The sequence below is a fragment of the Pseudomonas yamanorum genome, assembly GCF_900105735.1.
Lineage (GTDB): Bacteria > Pseudomonadota > Gammaproteobacteria > Pseudomonadales > Pseudomonadaceae > Aquipseudomonas > Aquipseudomonas yamanorum.
The window spans coordinates 2991216-3017142 of sequence record NZ_LT629793.1 but is presented as its reverse complement, the minus strand read 5'-3'; the positions used below and the strand labels follow the sequence as shown (position 1 = coordinate 3017142).

19 protein-coding genes and 2 pseudogenes are annotated in these 25927 nt (G+C 61.4%); 18 read left to right on the top strand and 3 right to left on the bottom strand.

What is annotated here, in order from left to right; translation table 11 throughout:
* Nucleotides 1-11 precede the first annotated feature (11 nt).
* The 18 genes and pseudogenes from BLU46_RS14280 (at nucleotide 12) to BLU46_RS14190 (ending at nucleotide 21740) form a co-directional block, all read left to right on the top strand.
* Nucleotides 12-977 carry an ABC transporter substrate-binding protein gene (locus tag BLU46_RS14280; RefSeq protein WP_063033493.1) on the top strand — a complete coding sequence of 322 codons (966 nt, stop codon included), beginning with the start codon at nucleotides 12-14 and terminating at the stop codon, nucleotides 975-977.
* 71 nt (nucleotides 978-1048) lie between these two features.
* The gene (locus BLU46_RS14275; protein ID WP_017478193.1) at nucleotides 1049-1900 is read left to right on the top strand and encodes an ABC transporter permease; all 852 of its coding nucleotides are present in this window, start codon (nucleotides 1049-1051) and stop codon (nucleotides 1898-1900) included.
* Nucleotides 1897-2721, top strand: coding sequence for a quaternary amine ABC transporter ATP-binding protein (locus tag BLU46_RS14270; RefSeq protein WP_063033492.1), 825 nt, complete (start codon nucleotides 1897-1899; stop codon nucleotides 2719-2721). The genes BLU46_RS14275 and BLU46_RS14270 overlap by 4 nt, the downstream gene beginning before the upstream one ends.
* Nucleotides 2722-2857: 136 nt before the next feature.
* Nucleotides 2858-4381 (top strand): histidine ammonia-lyase, encoded by a 1524-nt coding sequence (gene hutH / locus BLU46_RS14265; protein WP_093202694.1) that lies wholly within the window; start codon nucleotides 2858-2860, stop codon nucleotides 4379-4381.
* 19 nt (nucleotides 4382-4400) lie between these two features.
* A complete protein-coding gene (gene hutH, locus BLU46_RS14260) occupies nucleotides 4401-5939 on the top strand; it encodes a histidine ammonia-lyase (RefSeq protein WP_093202690.1) in 1539 nt (512 codons plus the stop codon).
* Between the two features lie 107 nt (nucleotides 5940-6046).
* A complete protein-coding gene (locus tag BLU46_RS14255; RefSeq protein WP_063033490.1) occupies nucleotides 6047-7456 on the top strand; it encodes an amino acid permease in 1410 nt (469 codons plus the stop codon).
* A 16-nt stretch (nucleotides 7457-7472) separates the two neighbouring features.
* Nucleotides 7473-8678: an imidazolonepropionase gene (gene hutI, locus BLU46_RS14250; RefSeq protein ID WP_093202686.1), complete on the top strand. Its 1206-nt coding sequence runs from the start codon at nucleotides 7473-7475 to the stop codon at nucleotides 8676-8678.
* Between the two features lie 11 nt (nucleotides 8679-8689).
* Nucleotides 8690-9490, top strand: a complete 801-nt coding sequence (gene hutG / locus BLU46_RS14245) for an N-formylglutamate deformylase (protein ID WP_093202681.1) — start codon at nucleotides 8690-8692, stop codon at nucleotides 9488-9490.
* Between the two features lie 259 nt (nucleotides 9491-9749).
* Nucleotides 9750-10697 carry a choline ABC transporter substrate-binding protein gene (locus BLU46_RS14235; RefSeq protein WP_093202672.1) on the top strand — a complete coding sequence of 316 codons (948 nt, stop codon included), beginning with the start codon at nucleotides 9750-9752 and terminating at the stop codon, nucleotides 10695-10697.
* 154 nt (nucleotides 10698-10851) lie between these two features.
* Nucleotides 10852-11787, top strand: coding sequence for an alpha/beta hydrolase (locus BLU46_RS14230; RefSeq protein ID WP_093202667.1), 936 nt, complete (start codon nucleotides 10852-10854; stop codon nucleotides 11785-11787).
* Between the two features lie 103 nt (nucleotides 11788-11890).
* Nucleotides 11891-12862, top strand: a complete 972-nt coding sequence (gene pip, locus BLU46_RS14225; protein ID WP_093202662.1) for a prolyl aminopeptidase — start codon at nucleotides 11891-11893, stop codon at nucleotides 12860-12862.
* Entirely contained in the window at nucleotides 12859-13296 is a 438-nt protein-coding gene (gene dtd, locus BLU46_RS14220) for a D-aminoacyl-tRNA deacylase (protein WP_087692908.1), read from the top strand. The genes pip and dtd overlap by 4 nt, the downstream gene beginning before the upstream one ends.
* A gap of 267 nt (nucleotides 13297-13563) precedes the next feature.
* Entirely contained in the window at nucleotides 13564-15303 is a 1740-nt protein-coding gene (locus BLU46_RS14215) for a glucan biosynthesis protein G (protein WP_063034081.1), read from the top strand.
* Nucleotides 15296-17886: pseudogene (gene mdoH / locus BLU46_RS14210) on the top strand (glucans biosynthesis glucosyltransferase MdoH). The gene BLU46_RS14215 and the pseudogene mdoH overlap by 8 nt, the downstream one beginning before the upstream one ends.
* Before the next feature lie 220 nt (nucleotides 17887-18106).
* The gene (locus BLU46_RS14205; RefSeq protein WP_172834536.1) at nucleotides 18107-18910 is read left to right on the top strand and encodes a transporter substrate-binding domain-containing protein; all 804 of its coding nucleotides are present in this window, start codon (nucleotides 18107-18109) and stop codon (nucleotides 18908-18910) included.
* A 219-nt stretch (nucleotides 18911-19129) separates the two neighbouring features.
* Nucleotides 19130-19927: a transporter substrate-binding domain-containing protein gene (locus tag BLU46_RS14200; RefSeq protein WP_003209284.1), complete on the top strand. Its 798-nt coding sequence runs from the start codon at nucleotides 19130-19132 to the stop codon at nucleotides 19925-19927.
* A 126-nt stretch (nucleotides 19928-20053) separates the two neighbouring features.
* Nucleotides 20054-21013: an amino acid ABC transporter permease gene (locus BLU46_RS14195; protein ID WP_093202652.1), complete on the top strand. Its 960-nt coding sequence runs from the start codon at nucleotides 20054-20056 to the stop codon at nucleotides 21011-21013.
* Complete coding sequence (locus BLU46_RS14190; RefSeq protein WP_093202648.1) at nucleotides 21006-21740, top strand: amino acid ABC transporter ATP-binding protein; 735 nt, start codon at nucleotides 21006-21008, stop codon at nucleotides 21738-21740. The genes BLU46_RS14195 and BLU46_RS14190 overlap by 8 nt, the downstream gene beginning before the upstream one ends.
* 3 nt (nucleotides 21741-21743) lie before the next feature.
* Here BLU46_RS14190 and BLU46_RS14185 read toward each other — a convergent pair whose 3' ends face one another.
* From BLU46_RS14185 to BLU46_RS33540, 3 genes and pseudogenes are all read right to left on the bottom strand, one after another.
* A complete protein-coding gene (locus BLU46_RS14185; protein WP_093202643.1) occupies nucleotides 21744-23651 on the bottom strand; it encodes a methyl-accepting chemotaxis protein in 1908 nt (635 codons plus the stop codon).
* Between the two features lie 172 nt (nucleotides 23652-23823).
* Complete coding sequence (locus BLU46_RS33545; protein WP_371132926.1) at nucleotides 23824-24537, bottom strand: methyl-accepting chemotaxis protein; 714 nt, start codon at nucleotides 24535-24537, stop codon at nucleotides 23824-23826.
* A 144-nt stretch (nucleotides 24538-24681) separates the two neighbouring features.
* A pseudogene (locus tag BLU46_RS33540) lies at nucleotides 24682-25740 on the bottom strand (methyl-accepting chemotaxis protein); the annotation flags it as partial.
* Between the last annotated feature and the right edge of the window lie 187 nt (nucleotides 25741-25927).

Sequence of the window (25927 nt, the reverse complement as noted above, 5' to 3'; positions counted from 1 at the left end):
GCGTCACAACAATGAAAATGAATAAGACCCTGTTGGCCACTTTGCTTTCGGCAGGCTTGCTGGCTTCTGCTGGCGCCCAGGCGGCCGGTTGGTGCGAGTCCGGCAAACCGGTGAAATTTGCCGGTTTGAACTGGGAAAGCGGCATGTTGCTGACCGACATCCTGCAAACCGTGCTGGAAAAAGGCTATGACTGCAAAACCGACAGCCTGCCGGGTAACTCCATCACCATGGAAAACGCCCTGAGCAGCAATGACATCCAGGTATTCGCCGAGGAGTGGGTAGGCCGCAGCGAAGTCTGGAACAAGGCTGAGAAGGCCGGCAAGGTCGTCGGTGTCGGTGCTCCGGTCGTGGGTGCTGTCGAAGGTTGGTACGTGCCGCGCTATGTGATCGAAGGCGACGCCAAGCGCAAGCTGGAACCCAAGGCACCGGACCTGAAAAGCATCGCCGACCTGGCCAAATACGCCTCGGTGTTCAAGGACCAGGAAGAGCCGTCCAAGGGCCGTTTCTATAACTGCCCGGCCGGCTGGACCTGTGAGCTGGACAACAGCGAGATGCTGAAAAGCTATGGCCTGGAAAGCACCTACACCAACTTCCGCCCAGGCACCGGCCCGGCGCTGGATGCGGCGGTGTTGTCGAGCTACAAGCGTGGCGAGCCGATCCTGTTCTACTACTGGTCGCCCACCCCGTTGATGGGCCAGGTCGACTTGGTGAAGCTGGAAGAAAAGCCCGGTGTGGATAAAAGCGTGAGCATCAAGGTCGGTCTGTCCAAGACCTTCCACGAGCAAGCCCCGGAATTGGTGGCTGTGCTGGAGAAGGTCAACCTGCCCATCGACCTGCTGAACCAGAACCTGGGCCGCATGGCCAAAGAACGAATTGAATCACCAAAACTGGCGAAAATTTTCCTCAAGGAACATCCTGAAGTCTGGCACGCATGGGTGAGCGACGACGCAGCCAAGAAAATCGACGCGGCCTTGTAGGTTGAGCGTTTCCGGTTGCCCTCGCAGGCAACCGGACGCCCGGCCACAACCCACTGGATCGAGAGCACACTATGTTTCCTGAGAGTTTTACGTTTTCCATCGCCGATTGGGTCAACAGTTGGGTTGATTCGCTGGTGACCAACTACGGCGATGTGTTCCGGCACATCTCCGACACCCTGTTGTGGGCCATCGTCAATCTTGAAGGTGTGCTGCGCGCAGCACCCTGGTGGCTGATGCTGGCAATTGTCGGCGGTATCGCCTGGCACGCCACGCGCAAGGTCGTCACTACAGCGGTAATCGTCGGTTTGCTGTTCCTGGTGGGCGCTGTTGGCCTGTGGGACAAGCTGATGCAAACCCTGGCGCTGATGATGGTGGCCACGGTGATCTCGGTGCTGATCGGCATTCCCCTGGGAATATTGTCGGCCCGTAGCAATCGCCTGCGTTCGGTGCTGATGCCGCTGCTGGACATCATGCAAACCATGCCCAGCTTCGTGTACCTGATCCCGGTGCTGATGCTGTTCGGCCTGGGCAAGGTCCCGGCGATTTTCGCCACCGTGATCTACGCCGCTCCTCCACTGATTCGCCTGACCGACCTGGGCATTCGCCAGGTAGACGGCGAAGTCATGGAAGCGATCAACGCCTTCGGTGCCAACCGCTGGCAGCAACTGTTCGGCGTGCAACTGCCGCTGGCCCTGCCGAGCATCATGGCCGGGATCAACCAGACCACCATGATGGCCCTGTCGATGGTGGTCATCGCCTCGATGATCGGTGCTCGTGGACTGGGTGAAGATGTATTGGTCGGTATCCAGACGCTTAACGTTGGACGTGGCCTTGAAGCCGGTCTGGCGATCGTGATTCTCGCAGTGGTCATCGACCGCATTACCCAGGCCTATGGTCGTCCACGGCATGAGGCGAGCAAATGACTACCGTCAGCAAGATTGAAGTCAAAAACGTATTCAAGATCTTCGGCAATCGTTCCAAGGAAGCGCTGGCGCTGATTGGCCAGGGCAAGACCAAGGACCAGGTGCTGGCCGAGACCGGTTGCGTGGTGGGTGTGAACGACCTGTCCCTGAGCATCGGCACCGGCGAGATCTTCGTGATCATGGGCCTGTCGGGTTCCGGCAAGTCGACCCTGGTGCGCCACTTCAACCGCCTGATCGACCCCACCAGCGGCGCGATCCTGGTGGACGGCGAAGACATCCTGCAACTGGACATGGAAGCCCTGCGCCAATTCCGCCGGCACAAGATCAGCATGGTGTTCCAGAGCTTCGGCCTGCTGCCCCACAAGAGCGTGGTGGACAACGTCGCCTACGGTCTGAAAGTGCGCGGCGAAACCAAGCAAGTGTGCACCGAGCGTGCGCTGCACTGGATCGAAACCGTGGGCCTCAAAGGCTACGAAAACAAATACCCGCACCAGCTGTCCGGCGGCATGCGCCAACGGGTGGGCCTGGCTCGCGCCCTGGCGGCCGACACCGACATCATCCTGATGGACGAAGCGTTCAGCGCCCTCGACCCGCTGATCCGCGCCGAGATGCAGGACCAGTTGCTGGAGCTGCAAAAGACCCTGCACAAGACCATCGTCTTTATCACCCACGACCTCGACGAGGCCGTGCGCATCGGCAACCGCATTGCGATCCTCAAGGACGGCAAGCTGATCCAGGTCGGCACGCCCCGGGAAATCCTGCATTCGCCGGCGGATGAATATGTGGACCGGTTTGTTCAGCGGCGGGCTGCGGTGGTTTGACCCGCGATGTGTGGTGAGTTGACTGGCGCTATCGCAGGCAAGCCCGCTCCCACATTTGAAATGCATTCCCCTGTGGGAGCGGGCTTGCCCGCGAAGAGGCCGGTAAGGCTGCACAAGAATTGAAGAAGGTACAAAGATGTCCCAGGCTGAAAAAATCATCATCGCCGACGCCCCGATGCGTTGGCAGGACGTGGTCGCCGTGGCCCGCCACGGTGCGATCCTCGAACTCTCGGGCCACGCCTGGGCTCGCATCGACAATGCCCAGGCCATCGTCCAGCGCATCGTCAGCAGCGGCGAGCGCGCCTATGGCATCAATACCGGCCTGGGCGCCTTGTGCAATGTGTCGCTCAAGGACGAACAACTGAGCCGGCTGTCGCGCAACACCTTGCTCAGCCATGCCTGCGGCGTCGGCGCGCCACTGAGTGTGGAGCAAACCCGCGCGATCATTTGCGCGGCGATCATCAACTACAGCCACGGCAAATCCGGCCTGCATCCGCAGGTGGTGCATTCGCTGCTGGGGCTGCTCAACCATGGCATCACGCCGCAAGTGCCGTCCCAGGGCTCGGTGGGTTACCTGACCCACATGGCGCACATTGGCGTCGCCTTGCTCGGCGTCGGCGACGTCAGCTACCGGGACCGTATCGTTCCGGCGCATCAGGCGCTGACCGAAGAAGGTTTGCAGCCGGTGGTGCTCGGTGCCAAGGACGGGCTGTGCCTGGTCAATGGCACGCCGTGCATGACCGGCCTCAGTTGCCTGGCCTTGGCCGATGCGCACCGCCTGCTGCAATGGGCCGACGTAATCGGTGCCATGAGTTTCGAAGCTCAGCGCGGCCAGATCGACGCCTTCGACGAAGAAATCATTGCCCTCAAGCCGCACCCGGGCATGCAGCAAGTGGGCATCAACCTGCGGGCGTTGCTGGACGGCAGTGAAGTGATCGCCAGCAGCAAAGGCATTCGTACCCAGGACGCCCTGAGCATCCGTTCGATTCCCCAGGTGCACGGCGCCGCCCGCGACCAACTGGAACATGCCACCCGCCAGATCGAAACCGAACTCAACGGCGCCACTGATAACCCACTGGTGCTCGGTACCCCGGACGACTACCGCGTGGTGTCCCAGGCCAACCCTCACGGACAGTCCGTGGCCCTGGCGGCAGACATGCTCGCCATCGCCATGGCGGAAATCGGCTCCATCGCCGAGCGCCGCCTGGACCGCCTGATCAACCCGCATGTCAGCGGCCTGCCGGCGTTCCTGGTGAGCAACCCCGGGGTCAACTCCGGGATGATGATCGTGCAGTACGTCGCGGCCTCGCTGTGCGGGCAAAACCGCCAGCTGGCGCAACCGGCGGTGCTCGACAACTTCGTCACCTCGGGCTTGCAGGAAGATCACCTGAGCATGGGCACCAACGCCGCGCTGAAGCTGTATTCGGTGCTGGAAAACGTCACCCAGATCCTCGCCATCGAGTACCTGCTGGCGGCCCAGGCGTTCGAATTTCTCCAGGAGCAACGCTTCGGCGCCGGCACCGACGCCGCCTGGGGTTTGTTGCGTGAACACGTCCCGGCCTACGACCAGGACCGCTGGCTGGCGCCGGACATCGCAGCCACCGCCGCGTTGCTCAAGGCTTCCGATTTGTTGAACCGTGTTTTACCGAATTTGCACTGAAACCTAATTCAAAAGGAGTATGAATGTGACTGCGCTAAATCTGATTCCAGGCCAACTGAGCCTTGCCCAACTGCGGGCCATCTACCAGCAGCCGGTAACCCTCAGCCTGGATGACAGCGCCTCGGCCCAGATCGAAGCCAGTGTTGCCTGTGTGGAGCAGATTCTCGCCGAGAACCGCACCGCCTACGGCATCAACACCGGTTTCGGCCTGTTGGCCTCGACTCGCATCGCCAGCGAAGACCTGGAAAACCTCCAGCGTTCCCTGGTGCTGTCCCACGCCGCTGGCGTGGGTGAGCCCATCAGCGATGCGCTGGTGCGGCTGGTCATGGTGCTCAAGGTCAACAGCCTGAGCCGTGGTTTCTCCGGGATTCGCCGGCAGGTCATCGACGCGCTGATCGCCCTGATCAACGCCGAGGTGTACCCGCACATTCCGTTGAAAGGTTCGGTGGGTGCCTCCGGTGACCTGGCGCCATTGGCCCACATGTCGCTGGTGCTGCTGGGCGAAGGCAAGGCCCGTTACAAAGGCGAATGGCTGGGAGCCACCGAGGCGCTGAAAGTCGCCGGCCTGACGCCGCTGACCCTGGCCGCCAAAGAAGGCTTGGCCCTGCTCAACGGCACTCAGGTGTCCACCGCTTATGCCCTGCGCGGCCTGTTCGAAGGCGAAGACCTGTTCGCCGGTGCATTGGCCTGTGGCGCCCTGACGGTGGAAGCCGTACTGGGTTCGCGCTCGCCGTTCGACGCACGCATTCACGCTGCCCGTGGCCAGCGTGGCCAGATCGACTCTGCCGCCGCGTATCGCGCCCTGCTGGGTGAGAGCAGCGAAGTGTCCCAGTCCCACGAGAACTGCGACAAGGTCCAGGACCCGTACTCCCTGCGTTGCCAGCCGCAAGTCATGGGCGCCTGCCTGACCCAGTTCCGCCAGGCGGCCGAAGTGCTGGTGGTGGAAGCCAACGCCGTATCGGATAACCCGTTGGTGTTTGCGGCTGAAGGTGACGTGATTTCCGGCGGTAACTTCCACGCTGAACCGGTGGCCATGGCCGCTGACAACATGGCGTTGGCCATCGCGGAAATCGGCTCCCTGAGCGAGCGTCGTATCTCGTTGATGATGGACAAGCACATGTCGCAACTGCCGCCATTCCTGGTGGGCAACGGCGGTGTGAACTCCGGCTTCATGATCGCCCAGGTGACTGCGGCGGCATTGGCCAGTGAGAACAAGGCCCTGGCCCATCCCCATAGCGTCGACAGCCTGCCGACTTCTGCGAACCAGGAAGACCACGTATCCATGGCGCCGGCTGCGGGCAAACGCCTGTGGGAAATGGCCGAGAACACCCGCGGTGTATTGGCGGTGGAATGGTTGGCGGCGTGCCAGGGCCTGGACCTGCGCAATGGCTTGAAAACCTCGCCTGCCCTTGAAAAGGCGCGCGGGATCCTGCGCAGCAAAGTGGCGTTTTATGAGAAGGACCGGTTCTTTGCGCCGGACATCAACGCCGCCAGTGAGTTGTTGGCAACACGTTGCCTGAATGAGCTGGTGCCGGCGAAGTTGCTGCCGAGCTTGTAAGAGCGACACCGGTCCAGTGTGGGAGCTGTCGAGCCCCGGTGAGGCTCCCACATTTGATCTTCTACAGATTCGAACTTTCTCAGGATAAAAATAATTAAGGACGAGAAATGCACCAGCAAGAAAAGACGCTAAAACGCGGGCTCTCCGCCCGACATATTCGCTTCATGGCGCTCGGTTCCGCCATCGGCACCGGGCTGTTCTACGGCTCCGCCTCCGCCATCCAGATGGCCGGCCCGGCCGTACTTCTGGCCTACCTGATCGGGGGCGCCGCCGTCTTCATGGTGATGCGCGCCCTCGGTGAAATGGCCGTGCACAACCCGGTGTCCGGCTCCTTCGGCCAGTACGCCAGCACCTACCTGGGCCCAATGGCCGGCTTTATCCTCGGCTGGACCTACGCCTTTGAAATGATCATCGTCTGCCTCGCCGACGTCACCGCCTTCGGCATCTACATGGGCTTCTGGTTTCCCGAAGTCGCGCGCTGGGTCTGGGTGCTCGGCATCGTGTTGCTGATCGGCGGCCTGAACCTGTGCAACGTCAAAGTCTTTGGCGAAATGGAGTTCTGGCTGTCACTGCTCAAGGTCGGCGCCATCGTCGCGATGATCCTCGGCGGCTTCGGCATCATGTTGTTCGGCATTCACTCGGCGGGCGAAGCGCCGGCTACCGGCCTCAGCAACCTGTGGGCCCACGGTGGCTTCATGCCTAACGGCGTGGGCGGCTTGATTGCGTCCTTCGCGGTGGTGATGTTTGCCTTTGGCGGCATCGAAATCATCGGCATCACCGCCGGCGAAGCCAAGGACCCGCAACGGGTGATCCCCAAGGCGATCAACGCCGTGCCACTGCGCATCCTGCTGTTCTACGTGCTGACGTTGTTTGTGTTGATGGCGATCTACCCGTGGCCGCAGATCGGCAGCCAGGGCAGCCCGTTCGTGCAGATCTTCAGCAACCTGGGGATAGGCTCGGCGGCGACCATCCTCAACATCGTGGTGATCTCCGCCGCCGTCTCGGCCATCAACAGCGACATCTTCGGCGCCGGTCGCATGATGTACGGCCTGGCCCAGCAAGGGCAGGCGCCCAAAGGCTTTGCCCAACTTTCGAGCCAGGGCGTGCCATGGATGACCGTGGTGGTGATGGGCGCCGCGTTGCTCGGCGGTGTGGTGCTCAACTACCTGATCCCGGAAAACGTGTTCCTGGTGATCGCCTCGATTGCGACTTTCGCCACGGTATGGGTGTGGCTGATGATCCTGGTCACTCAGGTCGCCATGCGTCGCTCGATGACCAAGGAACAGATTGCCGAGCTGAAATTCCCGGTGCCGTTCTGGCCCTACGCGCCAGCGGCGGCCATCGTGTTCATGCTGTTTATCTTCGGCGTGCTGGGTTACTTCCCTGACACCCAGGCCGCCCTTATGGTCGGTGCCGTGTGGATCGTCTTGCTGATCGTTGCCTATCTGCTGTGGGTCAAACCCTCCGCCGGGCAAGCAGCCAAGGTTCATTACGACCCGGCTTTGTCTCATCGATAACCCAACGGAGGCGTTGATGAAAACGCTTTGGCAACACTGCCACGTCGCAACCATGGCCCAGGGCAAATACTCGATCATCGAGGATGCCGCCATCGTGACCTCGGGCACGCTCATCGAGTGGATCGGCCCGCGTGCCGAACTGCCGAAGGCGGACTACGCAACCACCCATGACCTGCAAGGGGCGTGGGTCACGCCCGGGCTGATCGACTGCCACACCCACACGGTGTTCGGTGGCAATCGCAGCGGCGAGTTCGAGCAGCGTCTGGAAGGCGTGAGCTACGCCGAGATCGCAGCGGCCGGTGGCGGTATTGCCAGCACCGTGCGCGCCACCCGGGCGGCGACCGAAGATGAACTGTTTGAAAGTAGCCGAAAGCGCCTGCGCAGTTTGCTGCGGGATGGCGTGACCACTGTGGAGATCAAGTCCGGCTACGGCCTGGACCTGGCCAGCGAGCGCAAGATTCTGCGGGTGATCCGCCGCCTCGGCGCCGAGCTGCCGGTGAGCGTACGCAGCACGTGCCTGGCAGCTCACGCGTTGCCGCCGGAGTACGTGGACCGTGCCGATGCTTACATCGAGCACATCTGCGCCGAGATGCTGCCGGCGCTGGCAGCGGAAGGCCTGGTGGATGCAGTCGACGCCTTCTGTGAATACCTGGCGTTCTCGCCGGAGCAGGTGGAGCGGGTCTTTATCGCTGCACACAAGCTTGGCTTGCCGGTGAAGCTGCACGCCGAGCAGTTGTCGTCCCTGCACGGCTCCAGCCTGGCGGCGCGTTATCAGGCGCTGTCGGCGGACCACCTGGAATTCATGACCGAGGAAGACGCCATCGCCATGGCCGCTTCCGGCACCGTCGCGGTGTTGCTGCCGGGGGCGTTCTATTTCCTGCGGGAAACCCAGTTGCCGCCGATGGACGCCCTGCGCAAGCACGGTGTAAAGATCGCCATCGCCAGCGATCTCAACCCGGGCACCTCGCCGGCGTTGTCGGTGCGCTTGATGCTGAACATGGCCTGCACGCTGTTTCGTATGACCCCGGAAGAAGCCCTGGCTGGCGCAACGCAACATGCGGCTACCGCCTTGGGTCTGGGGGACAGCCACGGTTCGCTGGAGGTGGGTAAGGTCGCGGATTTTGTCGCCTGGCAGATTGATCGTCCCGCTGACCTGGCCTACTGGCTGGGTGGCGAGCTGGATAAACGCGTCGTGCGCCACGGCGTCGATGTCACCGTTTAAGGAGTACTGCTGTGGATAAGGTTCTGAACTTCAAACAAGGCCGTGTACCGCTGCTGATCAGCATGCCCCACGCGGGCCTGCGCCTGACGCCGGCGGTGCAAGCCGGGCTGATCCCCGAGGCGCAAAGCCTGCCGGACACCGACTGGCACATACCCACGCTGTATGACTTCGCCGAAGAACTGGGCGCCAGCACCCTGGCGGCGGAGTATTCGCGCTTTGTCATCGACCTGAATCGGCCCTCCGACGACAAACCGCTGTACGTCGGCGCCACCACCGGCCTGTACCCGGCGACGCTGTTCGACGGTGTGCCATTGTTCCGAGAAGGCCTGGAGCCTTCCAAGGCCGAGCGCGTCACGTACCTGGAGCAGGTGTGGACGCCGTATCACCGCACCCTGCAGAACGAGCTGGCCCGGCTCAAGGCTGAGTTCGGCTATGCACTATTGTTTGATGCGCACTCGATTCGCTCGGTGATCCCGCACCTGTTCGAAGGCAAGCTGCCGGACTTCAACCTTGGCACCTTCAACGGTGCGGCCTGCGATCCGCAACTGGCCAGCCAATTGGAAGCCATCTGCGCCGGTCACCCGCAGTACAGCCATGTGCTCAACGGGCGCTTCAAGGGCGGCCATATCACTCGACACTATGGCAACCCGGCCGAGAACATCCACGCGGTGCAGCTGGAGTTGGGGCAGTGCACGTACATGGAAGAGTTTGAGCCGTTTCGTTATCGCGCCGACCTGGCCGAGCCGACGCGGGCGGTGTTGAAGGAGCTGCTGGAAGGGTTCCTGGCGTGGGGCAAGCGGCATTACTCCTGATTGGCGTCGCTGCTGAGATAGCCTTCGCGAGCAAGCCCGCTCCCACATTCGACCGTGTTTCTTCAGGAGGAACACGGTCGAATGTGGGAGCGGGCTTGCTCGCGAAGAGGCCCTCAACAGCAACACACCTCCCAAGTCGTCTGTGTGCAAATCCCTGTCGCCACAGGTCGCTTTGATCGAGGTCTCGCTGGGTAAGGTGTTGAGCACGGCGCGTCAGACGCCACTCCCACAATAAAAACTGCCGAGTGAGACCGCATCGATGAAAAGACTGTTCAACCGTTGTCTGTTGATTCTCACCGGCACCGCACTTCTGAGCGCCAATGCGATGGCCGCCGACCCGGCCTCGTGCAAGGTCGTGCGCATGGGCGTGGTCAGCTGGACTGACGTGATCGCCACCAGCGGCATGGCCGATGTGCTGCTCAATAGCCTGGGCTATGACAGCAAGCAAACCAATGCCGTGCAGCAAATCATCTTTGCCGGCATCCGCGACAAGCGCCTGGATATCTTCCTGGGCTACTGGAAACCGGCGATGGACAACAACATCGCACCATTCCTCGCGGCCAAGCAGGTCAAGGTGTTCGACAAGCCGAGCCTGTCCGACGCTCAAGCGACGCTTGCGGTGCCGCAGTACGTTGCCGACGCGGGCCTGAAGACCTTTGCCGACATTGCCCGCTTCAAGGACAAACTGGGCGGCAAGATCTATGGCATCGAGCCGGGCAGCGGCGCCAATACCGATATCCAGAAAATGATCGACAGCAACCGCTTCGGCCTCGGCGGCTTCAAGCTGGTGGCCTCCGGCGAGGCGGGCATGCTGGCAGCCGTGCAGCGGGCGGTGAATCGCAAGGAGTTCGTGGTGTTTGTCGGTTGGACCCCGCACCCGATGAACATCAACATGAAAATGGCATACCTGACCGGCAGTGAGGATGTGTTCGGCGCCAACGAAGGCATGGCCACGGTCTCCACGGTGACGGCGCCGGATTACGCCGAGCGTTGCCCCAACGTGACCCGCCTGCTGGAAAACCTGACCTACACTGCGGCCCAGGAAAGCCAGTTGATGGTACCGATCATGGATCGCAAGACGCCGCAGGAGGTGGCCAAACAATGGTTGCGCGACAACCCCGAGGATTTGCAGCGCTGGCTGGCGGGTGTGACGACGCTGGATGGCAAAGACGGCGTGGCGGCGGTCCAGGCCAGCCTCAAACCCTGAGCAAATGAAGATCAAAATGTGGGAGCGGGCTTGCTCGCGAATGCGGTGGATCAGCCACACATGTATTGACTGACCCACCGCATTCGCGAGCAAGCCCGCTCCCACATGGGATTTGTGGCGGCTGTTAAATCTTTATCTTCAGGACGATCCTTTGATGTCCCATTACCCGATTTCCCCGCAGATGTGCGCCTTCGTCGAAAAAACCGAATCCTTCACCAGCGACGACACATCGCTGGCCGGATTGCGCCGGAGCTATGACCGCATGTGCCAGGCGTTCACCCCGGCGCGGCCCGAAGGGTTACAGGTGTCAGACGTTTCCCTGAATGGCGTGGGCGTACGCATTTATCAACCGGCGACGCCAACCCCTGATGGCGGCTGGCCATGCATCCTTTATATGCACGGTGGCGGCTGGGTGGTGGGCGGGCTGGATTCCCACGACTTTATCTGCGGTGAGCTGGCCGACGCGCTGCAGGTGCTCGTCATCGCCATCGATTACCGCCTGGCACCCGAACACCCGTTTCCGGCGGCCTACGACGATTGCCGTGCGGTCTGGCAGGCGATTCTGGCGGGTCAAGCGCCTTGCCCCGTCAACCTGCAACGCGTGGTGGTGGCTGGTGACAGCGCCGGCGGCAACCTGGCGGCCGCGTTATGCCTGGGTCTGCGGGATGACCATCAGCCGCAGCCCTTGGCGCAAATCCTGATCTATCCGGGCTTGGGCGGCCCTGCTGACCTGCCGTCTCGCCGCGACTGCGTCGACGCGCCGTTGCTCAGTACCGCCGACACCGAGTGCTATCTCGCCCTTTACCTGCGTGGGCCGGGCAAGCCGTCGCCCTACGCCATGCCATTGCTGGCAATGGATTTCAGCGGGTTGCCACCGGCGCTGATCGCTGTCGCCCAGTTCGACCCGTTGCGGGACGACGGCATGCTCTACGCCGAACGCCTTCAGGCCGCCGGGTTGGCTGCCACGCTGTATCCCGGCAAAGGGCTGATCCACGGCTGTCTACGGGCCCGGGGCCAGGTGGCGGAGGTCGATAGGCTCTACGTTTATCTGCTGGATTATCTGCGTGGTGTTTTGCTGACACAGCTCTAAATCCGCAAGGGCATGCTCATTGCACAATTCGGGTTTATGATGCCAGACGGCAAAATAATAGACGTCCCCCCAGGGATGAACTCGACCCCTTACGGAGCGCGCAATGCAGACTTTGTACCCGCAGATCAAACCCTACGCCCGGCACGATCTGGCCGTCGATGAAACCCACGTCCTGTACGTCGACGAAAGCGGTTCCCCGGAAGGCTTGCCCGTTGTGTTCATCCATGGCGGGCCCGGCGCCGGGTGTGACGCCAACAGCCGCTGCTATTTCGATCCCAATCTGTACCGAATTGTTACTTTTGATCAGCGTGGCTGCGGGCGCTCCACCCCACGGGCCAGCCTGGAAAACAACACCACCTGGGACCTGGTGGCCGACCTTGAGCGGATCCGCGAACACCTGGGCATCGAGAAATGGGTGTTGTTCGGCGGTTCCTGGGGTTCGACCCTGGCCCTGGCCTACGCGCAAACCCACCCGGAGCGCGTGCATGGCTTGATCGTCCGGGGCATTTTCCTGGCTCGCCCCCAGGACATCCACTGGTTCTACCAGGCCGGTGCCAGCCGCCTGTTCCCGGATTACTGGCAGGACTACCTGGCGCCCATTCCGGCGGAGGAGCGTCACGACCTGCTCAGCGCCTACCACAAGCGCCTGACCGGCAACGACCAGATCGCCCAGATGCACGCAGCCAAGGCATGGTCCACGTGGGAAGGTCGCATGTTGGGCCTGTGCCCGAACCCGCAATTGATCGAGCGTTTCTCCGAGCCCCAGCGCGCCCTGTCGATTGCGCGTATCGAATGCCATTACTTCACCAACAACTCGTTCCTTGAGCCCGACCAGCTGATTCGCGACATGCACAAGATCGCTCATCTGCCTGGCGTAATCGTGCATGGCCGCTACGATATGATCTGCCCGCTGGATAACGCCTGGGAGCTGCATCAAGCCTGGCCCAACAGCGAACTGCAGATCATCCGCGAGGCCGGCCATGCGGCGTCCGAACCCGGAATCACCGATGCGTTGGTGCGTGCGGCGAGTGAAATGGCACGGCGCCTGCTTGATCTGCCGCCTGAAGAAGCATGAAGGGGCTTTTACAGCGGGTGCGCGGCGCCCGGGTCGAGGTAGAAGGGCAGGTGGTGGGTGCGATAGACCAGGGTTTGCTGGTGCTGGTGGCCGTCGAGCCTTCAGATACCCAGGCCAGCGCCGACAAGCTGCTGCATAAGCTGCTTAACTATCGGGTGTTCAGCGACGACGAGGGCAAGATGAACTTGTCCTTGAAAGACATTGGCGGCGGTTTGCTGCTGGTGTCGCAGTTCACCCTGGCGGCAGACACCAAGAGCGGCTTGCGTCCCAGCTTCTCCACGGCGGCACCGCCGGCGTTGGGCGAGGCCCTTTTCGACTACTTGTTGTTACAAGCGCAACAATTGCATGGCACGGTAGCGGCAGGGCGTTTTGGTGCGGATATGCAGGTGCATTTGGTCAATGACGGGCCGGTCACCTTCCTGTTACAGACGTGAATGTACTGAAAACGACTTGTAATGCCCAAAAAACCGGGTTTTCGCTACAAATACTTCGCTGACCCTGATGCGTTGTCACGCGGGCTACTAGATAATCGCGCGCTACGGGGATCAGCGTTAATTGGTCCATTTTTGACTTAGGTAGAGACTTGTCCGATCGCTAGTGGGGAATCATTTAGCCCCATGGGAGTCGGAACAATGCTCGCCAACCTGGCATATAGATAGCTGGCCGTTGGTTTTTTGATCTGTTTTCGGCGAGGGTTGCTCGTGATTGTTAGTCCCTGTAATGCACCAAAATTGTCTGCCAAACGGTTACGAAACGCACTGGTAACGGGCTCTGCCCTGTTTTGCCTGTTCGGCGCGGGTCAACTGTGGGCATTCAGTCTGGATGATGTGTCGGCCAAGGCAAAAGAGCTGGCCGGGCAGAAATACGAAGCTCCGCGCAGCAATTTGCCGAACGAATTCCGCGAAATGAAATTCGCTGATTACCAGAAAATTCGTTTCCGCAATGAAAAAGCCGAGTGGGCCGATCAGAACACCCCGTTCAAGCTGTCCTTCTATCACCAGGGCATGCACTTCGACACCCCGGTGAAAATCAACGAAGTCACCGCCGACAGCGTCCAGGAAATCAAGTACGACCCGTCTCGTTTCGATTTCGGCGACGTCAAGTTTGATCCCAAATCCACCGAGCAACTGGGTTATGCCGGTTTCCGTGTGCTGTACCCGATCAACAAGGGCGACAAGCAAGACGAAATCATGACCATGCTCGGCGCGAGCTATTTCCGCGTTGTGGGTAAAGACCAGGTCTACGGCCTGTCTGCCCGTGGCATGGCGATCGACACTGCCTTGCCTTCCGGCGAAGAATTCCCGCGTTTCACCGAATTCTGGATCGAGCGTCCAAAACCGGGTGAGAAGCAACTGGTGATCTTCGCCCTGCTGGATTCGCCGCGGGCCACCGGCGCTTATCGCCTGACCCTGCGTCCTGGCACCGACACCATCGTCGACGTCAAATCCCAGATGTACCTGCGTGACAAGGTCACCAAGCTGGGCATCGCCCCGCTGACCAGCATGTTCCTGTTCGGCGCGAACCAGCCGTCCAAGGTCCTCAACTACCGTCGAGAGCTGCACGACTCCAGCGGCCTGTCGATCCATGCCGGCAACGGCGAGTGGATCTGGCGCCCACTGAACAACCCTAAACACCTGTCGGTCAGCAACTTCACCGTGGAAAACCCACGGGGTTTCGGCTTGCTGCAACGCGGTCGCAACTTCAGCCACTACGAAGACCTCGACGACAACTACGACAAGCGCCCAAGCGCCTGGATCGAGCCTGAAGGCGACTGGGGCAAGGGCTCCGTCGACCTGGTAGAGATTCCGACCGCCGATGAAACCAACGACAACATCGTTGCGTTCTGGAGCCCGGAAACACTGCCGGAGCCAGGCAAGCCGCTGGACGTTGCCTACCGCCTGCACTGGACATTGAAAGACGCCGAGTTCCATTCGCCAGAAAGCGCCTGGGTCAAGCAGACCCTGCGTTCCACCGGCGACGTCAAGCAATCCAACCTGATCCGTCAGCCAGACGGCAGCGTGGCTTACCTGGTGGACTTCGAGGGCCCGTCCCTGAAGAAACTGCCAGCTGACGCACCGGTTCGCAGCCAGGTCAGCGTGGGCGACAACGCCGAAATTGTTGAAAACAGCGTGCGCTACAATCCGCACACCCAAGGCTGGCGCCTGACCCTGCGCATGAAGATCAAGGACGCAGGCAAGCCGACTGAAATGCGTGCCGCCCTGGTCCAGGACATCGTTGCGCCTGAGCCGGAGAAGGTTTCGACCCAAGTGTTGAAAGCCGACAAGGTCCTGGCCAAGCAGCACGAAAAAGCAGCCAAGAAAGACGCCAAGGACAAGGACGCCAAGCAGCCGGAAGCGGCTGCCCCAGCCACACCGGAGCCGGCCAAGACAGAGCAAGTCCTGACCGAAACCTGGAGCTATCAGTTGCCTGCCGATGAGTAATTCTCAAGTCCAGCCAGAGACTCTTGCCGAGTACCTGGCGCATCTACCGATGACCGATGAGCAGCGCGCCGAACTGGCGGGCTGCGAGTCCTTCAGTGAATTGCACAAGCGCCTGTCATCGTCCACGTTCGACGCACCTGCCGACGCTGCCCAAGCGTCGGTCGGCGCGCGGCTGACCCTCAACACCGCCGAAGAGCTGCAAGACGCCGAAATGCTGGCGCTCGACGCCAGCGGCCGGGTCTGCCTCAAGGCCACGCCACCGATCCGTCGGACCAAGGTCGTGCCTGAACCGTGGCGTACCAATATCCTGGTGCGTGGCTGGCGCCGCCTGACCGGCCGCACCAATCCACCGGCACCGCCGAAGGATGAGCGCGTGTTGCCGGCTGCCCGCTGGCGCACCGTCGGTTCGATCCGTCGTTACATCCTGCTGGTGCTGATGCTCGGCCAGACGATCGTCGCCGGCTGGTACATGAAAGGCATCATGCCGTACCAGGGCTGGTCCTTCGTCGACTTCGACGAGATCCGCAACCAGACCCTGCTGCAAACTGCCACCCAGGTACTGCCTTACGCCCTGCAAACCAGCATCCTGGTGCTGTTCGGGATTCTGTTCTGCTGGGTCTCGGCGGGTTTCTGGACCGCGCTGATGGGCTTCCTGGAACTGCTGACCGGTCACGATAAATACCGTATCTCCGGTAAAAGTGCTGGTGACGAGCCGATTCCGAAAGACGCCCGCACCGCCCTGGTAATGCCGATCTGCAACGAAGACGTGCCCCGGGTATTTGCCGGCTTGCGCGCGACGTTCGAGTCGGTAGCCGCCACCGGTGACCTGGACCGTTTCGACTTCTTCGTCCTCAGCGACAGTAACGAGGCCGACATCTGCATCGCCGAGCAGCAAGCCTGGCTCGACGTGTGCCGCGAAGCCGGTGGCTTCGGCAAGATCTTCTATCGCCGCCGTCGCCGTCGCGTCAAACGCAAGAGCGGCAACCTCGACGACTTCTGCCGTCGCTGGGGCGGTGACTACAAGTACATGGTGGTGCTCGACGCCGACAGCGTGATGAGCGGCGACTGCCTGACCAGCCTGGTGCGCTTGATGGAAGCCACGCCGGATGCCGGGATTATCCAGACCGCGCCACGTGCGTCGGGCATGGACACCCTGTATGCGCGCATGCAGCAGTTCGCCACCCGTGTGTACGGCCCGCTGTTTACCGCCGGCCTGCACTTCTGGCAGTTGGGTGAATCCCACTACTGGGGCCACAACGCGATCATCCGCATGAAGCCGTTTATCGAGCACTGCGCCCTCGCGCCGTTGCCAGGTAAAGGCGCGTTTGCCGGTGCGATCCTCTCCCACGACTTCGTTGAAGCGGCGCTGATGCGCCGTGCCGGCTGGGGCGTGTGGATTGCCTACGACTTGCCGGGCAGCTACGAAGAACTGCCGCCGAACCTGCTGGACGAACTCAAGCGCGACCGTCGCTGGTGCCACGGTAACTTGATGAACTTCCGCCTGTTCCTGGTAAAAGGCATGCACCCGGTGCACCGTGCGGTGTTCCTGACCGGCGTGATGTCGTACCTCTCGGCGCCGTTGTGGTTCTTCTTCCTGGTGCTGTCGACGGCCTTGCTGGCGGTCAACACGCTGATGGAGCCGCAGTACTTCATGGCGCCACGCCAGTTGTACCCGCTGTGGCCTCAATGGCATCCGGACAAGGCGGTGGCGTTGTTCTCCACCACCATCGTGCTGCTGTTCCTGCCTAAGTTGCTGAGTATCATCCTGATCTGGGCCAAGGGCGCGAAAGAGTTCGGCGGCAAGTTCAAGGTGACCTTGTCGATGCTGCTGGAGATGCTGTTCTCCATGTTGCTGGCGCCGGTGCGGATGATCTTCCACACCCGTTTCGTACTCGCCGCGTTCCTCGGCTGGGCTGCGACCTGGAACTCGCCGCAGCGTGACGACGATTCCACGCCATGGAGCGAGGCGGTCAAGCGCCACGGTCCACAGACTCTGCTCGGTTTCTTCTGGGCATTGCTGGTGGTGTGGTTGAACCCAAGCTTCCTGTGGTGGCTGGTGCCAATCGTCGGTTCGCTGATGCTGTCGATTCCGGTGTCGGTGATTTCCAGCCGGGTCAAGCTGGGCCTCAAGTCTCGCGACGAGAGCCTGTTTTTGATCCCTGAGGAATACAACCCGCCCCAGGCGCTGTTGTCGACCGACAAGTACACCCACGAAAACCGTTGGCATGCGCTCAATGACGGTTTTGTACGGGCGGTGGTCGATCCACAGCAGAACGCCCTGGCGTGCGCCTTGGCGACTTCCCGTCACGGGCAGGCGGAGCCGATTGAATGGCTGCGCGTTGACCGTGTTCGCCACGCGTTGAAAGTCGGCCCGGCCGGCCTCAACAACGGCGAGCGCCTGGCTCTGCTCAGCGATCCGGTCGCCCTGGCGCGCTTGCACGAGCAGGTCTGGAACGAAGGCCACGCTGAATGGCTCAACGCCTGGCGTGAATCGGTCAAGGCCGATCCCCATGCGCCGTTGCTGCCATTGAAACCGCTGTCGTCCCAGGCTCAACCGGCCTGATTCAGACGCCCCCGAGGTAACACCTCGGGGGCGTTTGTTGTCACCGTCCTACGCTGTTTTTCCCTTCTGCTTCATTCTGCTAACTCCTTGTTATTTCGAAACAAAAGACCATTCGCCGAGGCGTATTGCCGTGCCTGCGAGTGGGTTAGCATCGCCCCCAAAATCTGACTCGAAGCCCTTGGCCTACGCGAACTTACGCGTGGCTGGGTGTGGGTGTGTTTAACGAAACAGGGGCTTTTCATGATCAAAAGGTATTTGTCGATGCTGCTGCTCGGCATCGTCACGCTTTCCCACGGTTACCTGGCGCACGCCGGCGCCATAGACGAGGCCGTCCGGCGGGGCGTACTGAAAGTCGGTACCAATCCGGCCTACGTGCCCTTTGAGATGACCGACAAGAAAGGCCGTATCGTCGGGTTTGAAGTAGATCTGCTGCGGGAGATGAGCAGGGCGCTGGGGGTCAAGCTGGAGCTGGTTTCGGTGCCGTATACCGAGCTGATTCCTGGCCTGCTGGCCAGCCGGTTCGACCTGATCGGCAGCGGCATGACCGTGACGCAGGAGCGCAACCTGACCCTCAACTTCAGCGATTCGTTCATCATCGTCGGCCAGACCGTGCTGCTGAACCCACGGTTGGCCGACAAGGTCCAGAGCATCGAAGACTTGAACGAAGCCGGTTACCGGATCGTGGCCGCTGACGGAACCACGGGCGAGGCGGCGGCGAAAAGGTTTCTCGGCACCGCGCGGCTGCGCAGTTTTCCAACCCCTGAAGAAGGCGTGCGCCAGGTGGTGGAGGGCAAGGCCGACGCCTTCGTCCACGATGCGCCCTATAACCTGATCGCCATCGCCAAACCCCAGAACAGTGCGTTGCTGGTATTGGAGCAACCTTTCACCTACGAGCCTTTGGCGTTCGGCGTGAAAAAAGGCGATTACGACAGCCTCAACTGGATCAATCACTTCCTCAATCAGGTGGCCCAGGACGGCACCTACGATCGGCTGCATGACAAGTGGTTCAAGGACTCGGACTGGATGGCAGAGGTGGACTGGTAGTCATAACTGCTTACACATCAAGCAATTGGCCGATCTGTGGGCTGAAGTGTCTAGCCGTACCGTTCTCTGCGCGGTTGTGAGGCTTTTCTGTCATCCCTTGGCAACAAATTCCGGCGAAACCTTTGTACCGGGCGGTGAGTGAGTTAGGATCGCACCCCGAAATGGTGCAGCCCTTTTGCGCGCCGATCTCACAATAAAATGAGTTCAGGGGACTTGATGATGAAAAAGTATCTTTCGATGCTGCTGCTAGGCGTCACCGCACTGGTGGCGGTCAATGCGGCCCACGCCGGCGCCATCGATGATGCGGTCAAGCGCGGCACGCTGAAAGTAGGCATGGACCCGACCTACATGCCGTTCCAGATGACCAACAAGCGCGGTGAAATCATCGGCTTTGAAGTCGACATCCTCAAGGCCATGGCCAAGTCCATGGGCGTGAAGTTCGAGCCGATTTCCACTGGCTACGACGGCATCATCCCGGCCCTGCTGACCGACAAGTTCGACATGATCGGCAGCGGCATGACCCTGACCCAGGAACGCAACCTGCGCCTGAACTTCAGCGAACCGTTCATCGTGGTCGGCCAGACCCTGCTGATCCGCAAGGAGCTGGAAGGCACCATCAAGTCCTACAAAGACCTGAACGACGAGAAATACCGCCTGACCTCCAAGCTCGGCACCACCGGCGAGATGGTCGCCAAGAAGCTGATCTCCAAAGCCAAGTACCACGGCTATGACAACGAGCAGGAAGCTGTGCTCGACGTGGTCAATGGCAAGGCTGACGCCTTCGTCTATGACGCCCCTTACAACGTAGTGGCCGTGAACAAGGTCGGCGCCGGCAAGCTGGTGTTCCTCGACCAGCCGTTCACCTTTGAACCCCTGGCGTTTGGCCTGAAGAAGGGCGACTACGACAGCATCAACTTCATCAACAACTTCCTGCACCAGATCCGCAACGACGGCACCTACGATCGCATCCATGACAAGTGGTTCAAGAGCTCCGAGTGGCTCAAGGACATGGAATAAGGTTGGCTTAATACCGAGTCGAGCCCTTCGCGAGCAAGCCCGCACACATTAGATCGCGGTCGAAATGTGGGAGCGGGCTTGCTCGCGAATAGGGCCTGCCAGGCGATACACATCCCGGAACCTGAAATGAAACAGAAAAAAGCCCAATGGCCCTGGCACCTGCTGACGGTGCTGGTGCTGGTCGGCCTGGCCGGCGCGCTGTATTACGCCACCTCGCTGATGTCCTACGAATGGCGCTGGAACCGCGTGCCGCAGTACTTCGTGTACCAGGCTGAAGAGTCCCAGCGGGCGTCGGACATTTCCACCGTCAGCGAGCTGGTGCGCAAGGGCGATGTGGCTGAAGTCACCCTGCGTAATGGCGAGGGCAACGAACAGCACCTGACCGTGGCGGAGAACAGCCTGCAAGTGGCCAAGGACGATGACGTGGCCGAGGGCGATGTGATCGGTGTGACCCGGCATTGGGCTGCAGGCCCGTTGTTGTGGGGCTTGTGGACCACGCTGTGGTTGTCGGTGGTGTCTGGGGTGCTGGGGCTGTTGATTGGCCTGGCGACCGGATTGTGTCGCCTGTCGAACAACCCGACTTTGCGCGATCTGTCGACGATCTACGTCGAACTGGTGCGCGGCACGCCGCTGTTGGTGCAGATCTTCATTTTCTATTTCTTTATCGGCACGGTGCTCAACCTGTCCCGGGAGTTCGCCGGGATCGCCGCGCTGTCGTTGTTTACCGGCGCCTATGTGGCGGAAATCATCCGCGCCGGCGTGCAGTCGATTGCCCGTGGCCAGAATGAAGCGGCCCGCTCCCTGGGGCTCAGTGCTGGCCAATCGATGCGCCATGTGGTGTTGCCGCAAGCCTTCAAGCGCGTGCTGCCACCCCTGGCCGGGCAATTTATCAGCCTGGTGAAGGACACGTCCCTGGTGTCGGTGATTGCGATTACCGAACTGCTCAAAAGCGGTCGCGAGGTCATTACTACCTCGTTCTCGCCGTTTGAAATCCTGTTCTGCGTCGCAGGCCTGTACCTGCTGATCAACCTGCCGCTGTCGAAAATCGCCAGCCGGCTTGAGCGGAGGCTCGCGCAAAGTGATTGAAGTCCGCGATCTGGTAAAAGTCTTCGACACCCGTGGCCACGTCGTGCGCGCGGTGGACAACGTGACCACCCAAGTGGCCAAGGGTGAAGTACTGGTGGTGATCGGCCCGTCCGGTTCCGGCAAGTCGACGTTCCTGCGTTGCCTTAACGGCCTGGAGGAATTCGATTCCGGCTCGGTAAGCATCGACGGCCTGCAACTGGCAGACCCGAAGACCGACGTGAACGCCTACCGCCGCGAAGTCGGCATGGTGTTCCAGCACTTCAACCTGTTCCCTCACATGACCGTGCTGGAAAACCTCTGCCTGGCGCAAAAAGTCGTGCGCAAGCGCGGCAAAAAGGAGCGCGAGGCCAAGGCCCTGGCCCTCCTGGAAAAAGTCGGCATTGCTCAGAAAGCCCACGAGTTCCCGTCGCGACTTTCTGGCGGCCAGCAGCAACGCGTGGCGATTGCCCGCGCGCTGGCGATGGAGCCCAAGGTGATGCTGTTTGACGAGCCCACCTCGGCCCTGGACCCGGAAATGGTTGGCGAGGTGCTGGACGTGATGAAGACTCTGGCTCTGGAAGGCATGACCATGGTTTGCGTCACCCATGAAATGGGCTTCGCCCGGGAAGTGGCCGATCGAGTGCTGTTCTTCGATCACGGCAAATTGCTGGAGGACGCCGCCCCGGCGCAATTCTTCGATGCGCCGAAGGACCCCCGGGCTCAAGCCTTTCTGCATCAGGTTCTCTGAACGCTAGACCTTGAACTTGCCCACCCACACCTGCAAATCCGCCCCCAGGCGCGCCAGTTCGACACTGGCCGCCGCAGTCTCCTGGCTCGCGGCCCAGGTCTGTTCCGATACATCCTTGACCTTCAACACGCTGCGGTTGATCTCCTCGGCGACCGCCGTTTGCTCCTCGGCGGCAGCGGCAATTTGCGGGTTCATCTCCTGAATCACTGACACGGTACGGGTGATACCCGCCAGGGCTTCTCCTGCGCGCCGGGTCAGTTGCACGCTGTTGTCGGTGAGGCTGCGACTGTTGTCCATGATGTTCGCGACCTGCTGCGTACCCCGGTGCAGGCCGCTGATCAGCTCCTCGATTTCCTCGGCCGACTGTTGGGTGCGTTGCGCCAGGCTGCGCACTTCATCGGCGACCACGGCAAAGCCTCTGCCAGCCTCGCCGGCGCGGGCCGCTTCGATCGCGGCGTTGAGGGCCAGCAAATTGGTCTGCTCCGACACCGACTTGATCACCTCCAGCACGCTGCCGATCTTCCGGCTTTCCTGTTGCAAGCCTTGCATGGCCTGGCTTGAACGCGCCATCTCCTGAGCCAGGTGCTCGATGTGGGTGATCGCCTCAGCCACCACCTGATCGCCCTGGCCCGCCTGCTGATCGGCCTCGGTAGCGGCAAGCGAAGCTTGCTCGGCATGGCGCGCAACTTCCTGGGAGGTGGCGAGCATCTCATTCATGGCGGTGGCCACCTGTTCGGTTTCCTGTTTCTGGCCGTCGACCCCGGCGCGGGTCTGTTCGGTGACGGCAGACAGTTGTTCGGCGGCACTCGCGATCTGTTGGGCGCTGTGGCCGATGCCGCTGATCAAGCCCCGCAGGTTGAGGGTCATTAGCCCGATGCTGCGCTGCAACTGCCCCAGTTCGTCCTGGCGCGAGGTCTGGATGTCGTGGCTCAGGTCACCTTCGGCAATCCGGTTGGCCACATGCAGGGCCTGGCGCAGCGGCGCGACGATCTGGACGGCGATCAACCAGGCGGCCACGACGCCGAGCAACAACGCCGCCGCGGTGACGTTGAGCAGCAGGGTGCGGGCGAGGCTGGCTTCCTTGTCACGCTTGGCGGTCTGGTCCTGGCTCAGCAGGTCGCTTTCTGTGAGCAACTGATCCAGCCACTGCTCAAGCTGGTTCTGGGTGGTTTCGGTGCTGAGTTGGGCATCCTTGAGGCGTGTCAGATGAGTCCGAAAGTCGAGCAGGGCGTTTTTCAGGGCGCTGGCATCAACCGGTAGCGCGCCTACCGCCGCCTGGGCGCCATCCAGGGCCAGTAGCGCTTCACTCACGCCGTTGGCATAGGCGTCCAATGACGCAGCGGCCCACGCGGGGCTTTGGGCGCGGTCTTCGGCTTGTTCCATGGCCTGGCGCAATTGTTCAACGGCGTCGAGGGCCTTTTCATCGTCTTGATCGGGCAGGTTGCTGGACAGTTCTGAGAGGCTGTCGCTGCTCTGGATTGAACTGCGCTTGAGCTGTTCGCGGGCGTTCTCGCGTTGTTTGATCAGCCCCTCCAGGCCGCCTAATGCAGTCTTGAAGCTGGTGACAAAGCGACGGCTCTCCTGCAGTTGTTGTTGGTTGACCGGGTCGGTAAATCGCGGGGAAAGATCCACCAGGAACTGGTCGATCTTGTCCATGTGCAGCTCTATTTTGGACAGGCTGGCCGGGTCGTTAAGGGTGCGATAGACGATGCGATCAGCGCGCAACTCTTCGCCGACGATGGCCAATTGCGAGAGGGTGGTGAGTTTTTGTGAGCGCTCGAGGGATGCGCTCAAGGCTTGCCAGCCGGTAGACGCGATGATCAGGCTGAGGCTGAGCACCAGGCCAAAGCCCAGGGCAAGTTTGAGGCTGATGCTGATGTTTCCAAGCAGGCGGGTCAGTGGACGAAACATGGTGAACCTCCAACGAATCAAAAGGAGCGTCTCAAGCGTCCGGCCGACAACGGTCAGGGGAGTTGAAACGCTACTTTTATTCGGCGCCAGGTGTGTGATCCACGACCTGAAAAACGCGTAGGAAATTTCACATATTGTCGGAGCGGCGGCCCTGATGGCCGCCGCAAGCGGGTCAGACCTTGAAGCGACCTACCAGGCTTTGCAAGTAAACCCCCAGGCGCGCCAGCTCGGCGCTGGACGCTGCGGTCTCTTCGCTGGCCGCCGAGGTTTGTTCGGAAACGTCCCGCACGTTGAGCACGCTGCGGTTGATCTCTTCGGCCACGGCGCTTTGCTGCTCGGCGGCGGTGGCGATCTGCTGGTTCATCGCCTGGATCGCCGAGACGGTACGGGTAATGTTCTCCAAGGCGTTACCGGCCCGGCGGGTCAGCTCGACGCTGCTGTCGGTCAGGCCGCGACTGTTGTCCATGATGGTTGCCACCTGCTGGGTGCCGCTTTGCAGGCCGACGATCAACTCTTCGATCTCCTCGGTGGACTTCTGCGTCCGTTGGGCCAGGCTGCGCACTTCATCGGCAACCACCGCAAAACCGCGCCCGGCTTCACCGGCGCGCGCCGCTTCAATCGCAGCGTTGAGGGCCAGCAGGTTGGTTTGCTGGGCTACCGACTTAATGACGTCCAGCACACTGCCAATCTTGTCGCTTTCGCGCTTGAGATGGCCCATGGCTTCGGTGGAGTTGCCCACCTCGCTGGCCAGGCGCTCGATCTGGGCGATGGCCTCACCGACCACTTTGTCACCCTCACGGGCCTGCTGGTCGGCGGCTACGGCGGCCTCGGAAGCTTCCTCGGCGTTACGTGCGACTTCTTGTACGGTAGCGGCCATTTCGTTCATGGCGGTGGCGACCTGGTCGGTCTCGACCTTCTGGCTGTTGACCCCGGCACTGGTCTGCTCGGTGACGGCCGACAGTTGCTCGGCGGCGCTGGCAATCTGGGTGACGCCGTCGCTGATACCGCCGATCAGCTCCCGCAGGCCTACGGTCATGCTCTGCATGGAGCGTTGCAGTTGGCCCAGCTCATCGCGGCGTTCGGAGATCAAGTTGTGGCTGAGGTCGCCCGCCGCTACGCGTTCGGCCACTTTGAGGGTCTGACTCAGGGGAATGACGATCTGGCGGGTGATGGCCCAGGCGGCGAGGATGCCAAAGGCCAGCGCGAGGGCGGTGGCCAACAGCAGCAGGTTCTTGGCGTGGGCGGTGTCGGTATCGCGCACCACGGTTTGCGAGGTGGTGAGCTTGTCGCTGTGGTCGAGCAGGATGTCGCCTTGCTCGGCCATGATTTTCATCGCGGCGGCCGTGGCTACCTGGGAGTCGCGGTACTGGCTGACGGCGGCGCGGTAGGCCTGCAGCGAGACACTGGCCTCTTGCAGGTTGGCCCGATATTGCTCAGGCAATTGGTCGTTGAGGTCGGTGATTTTTTTCAGGGCATTGTCGATGGCATCCAGGGCCGGCTGTTCGGCTTCGACCTTGCCGCTGTAGGTGTAGCCGCGCACCTGGAAGCGCGCTTGCTGGATCAGTTTGCTCAGGTCGACCACGCTGTTGAACAGGGTGACGCTGTCGCCTTGCAGCAGGGATTTTTCCACTTCGTTGATTTTTGCCACGGCGTTGTCGGCGGTATCGCCGAGTTTGCTGCGGGCGCCTTCACGCTTGAGTCCGGCCTGCACCATGGCGCCGAAGGCTTTTTTGTATTGGCCCAAGGCGTCCTGTTGTTGTTCCACGACGAGCTTGTCGGCGGGTTGTTCGATCAGCTCTGCGGCGGTTTTCAGGCCATTGTCCAGTTGCGTGATGAGGTCGTTGACCGCCCCCGTGCCTTGTTCGCCACGGCGCATTTCGAAGTCCAGGCGCGCCAGGCGCAGGTCCTTGGTCAGCCCGTTGAGGCTGGAAATATAGCCCAGCTTGTCGCCACGGCTGATCACGCCGCTGAGGCCGGTCCAGCCGGTGAAGGTGATCAATAGGGTCAGGACCAATACCAGGCCGAAGCCTATGCTCAGCTTGCGGTTGACGCTGACATTCCCCAGTTTCTCGGCTAACCAACGATACATGCTGCGAACTCCCCTGGAACAAGGCTTGGACTTATTCAGAAGCTATCGGCAGGTTCGGATGTTTCTGTAGGACGGGTGTTTTTGTGGCGAGGGAGCTTGCTCCCGCTGGGCTGCGTAGCGGCCCCAAAAAAATGGGAGCGCTGCGCACTCCAGCGGGAGCAAGCTCCCTCGCCACAGCAAGCTCCCG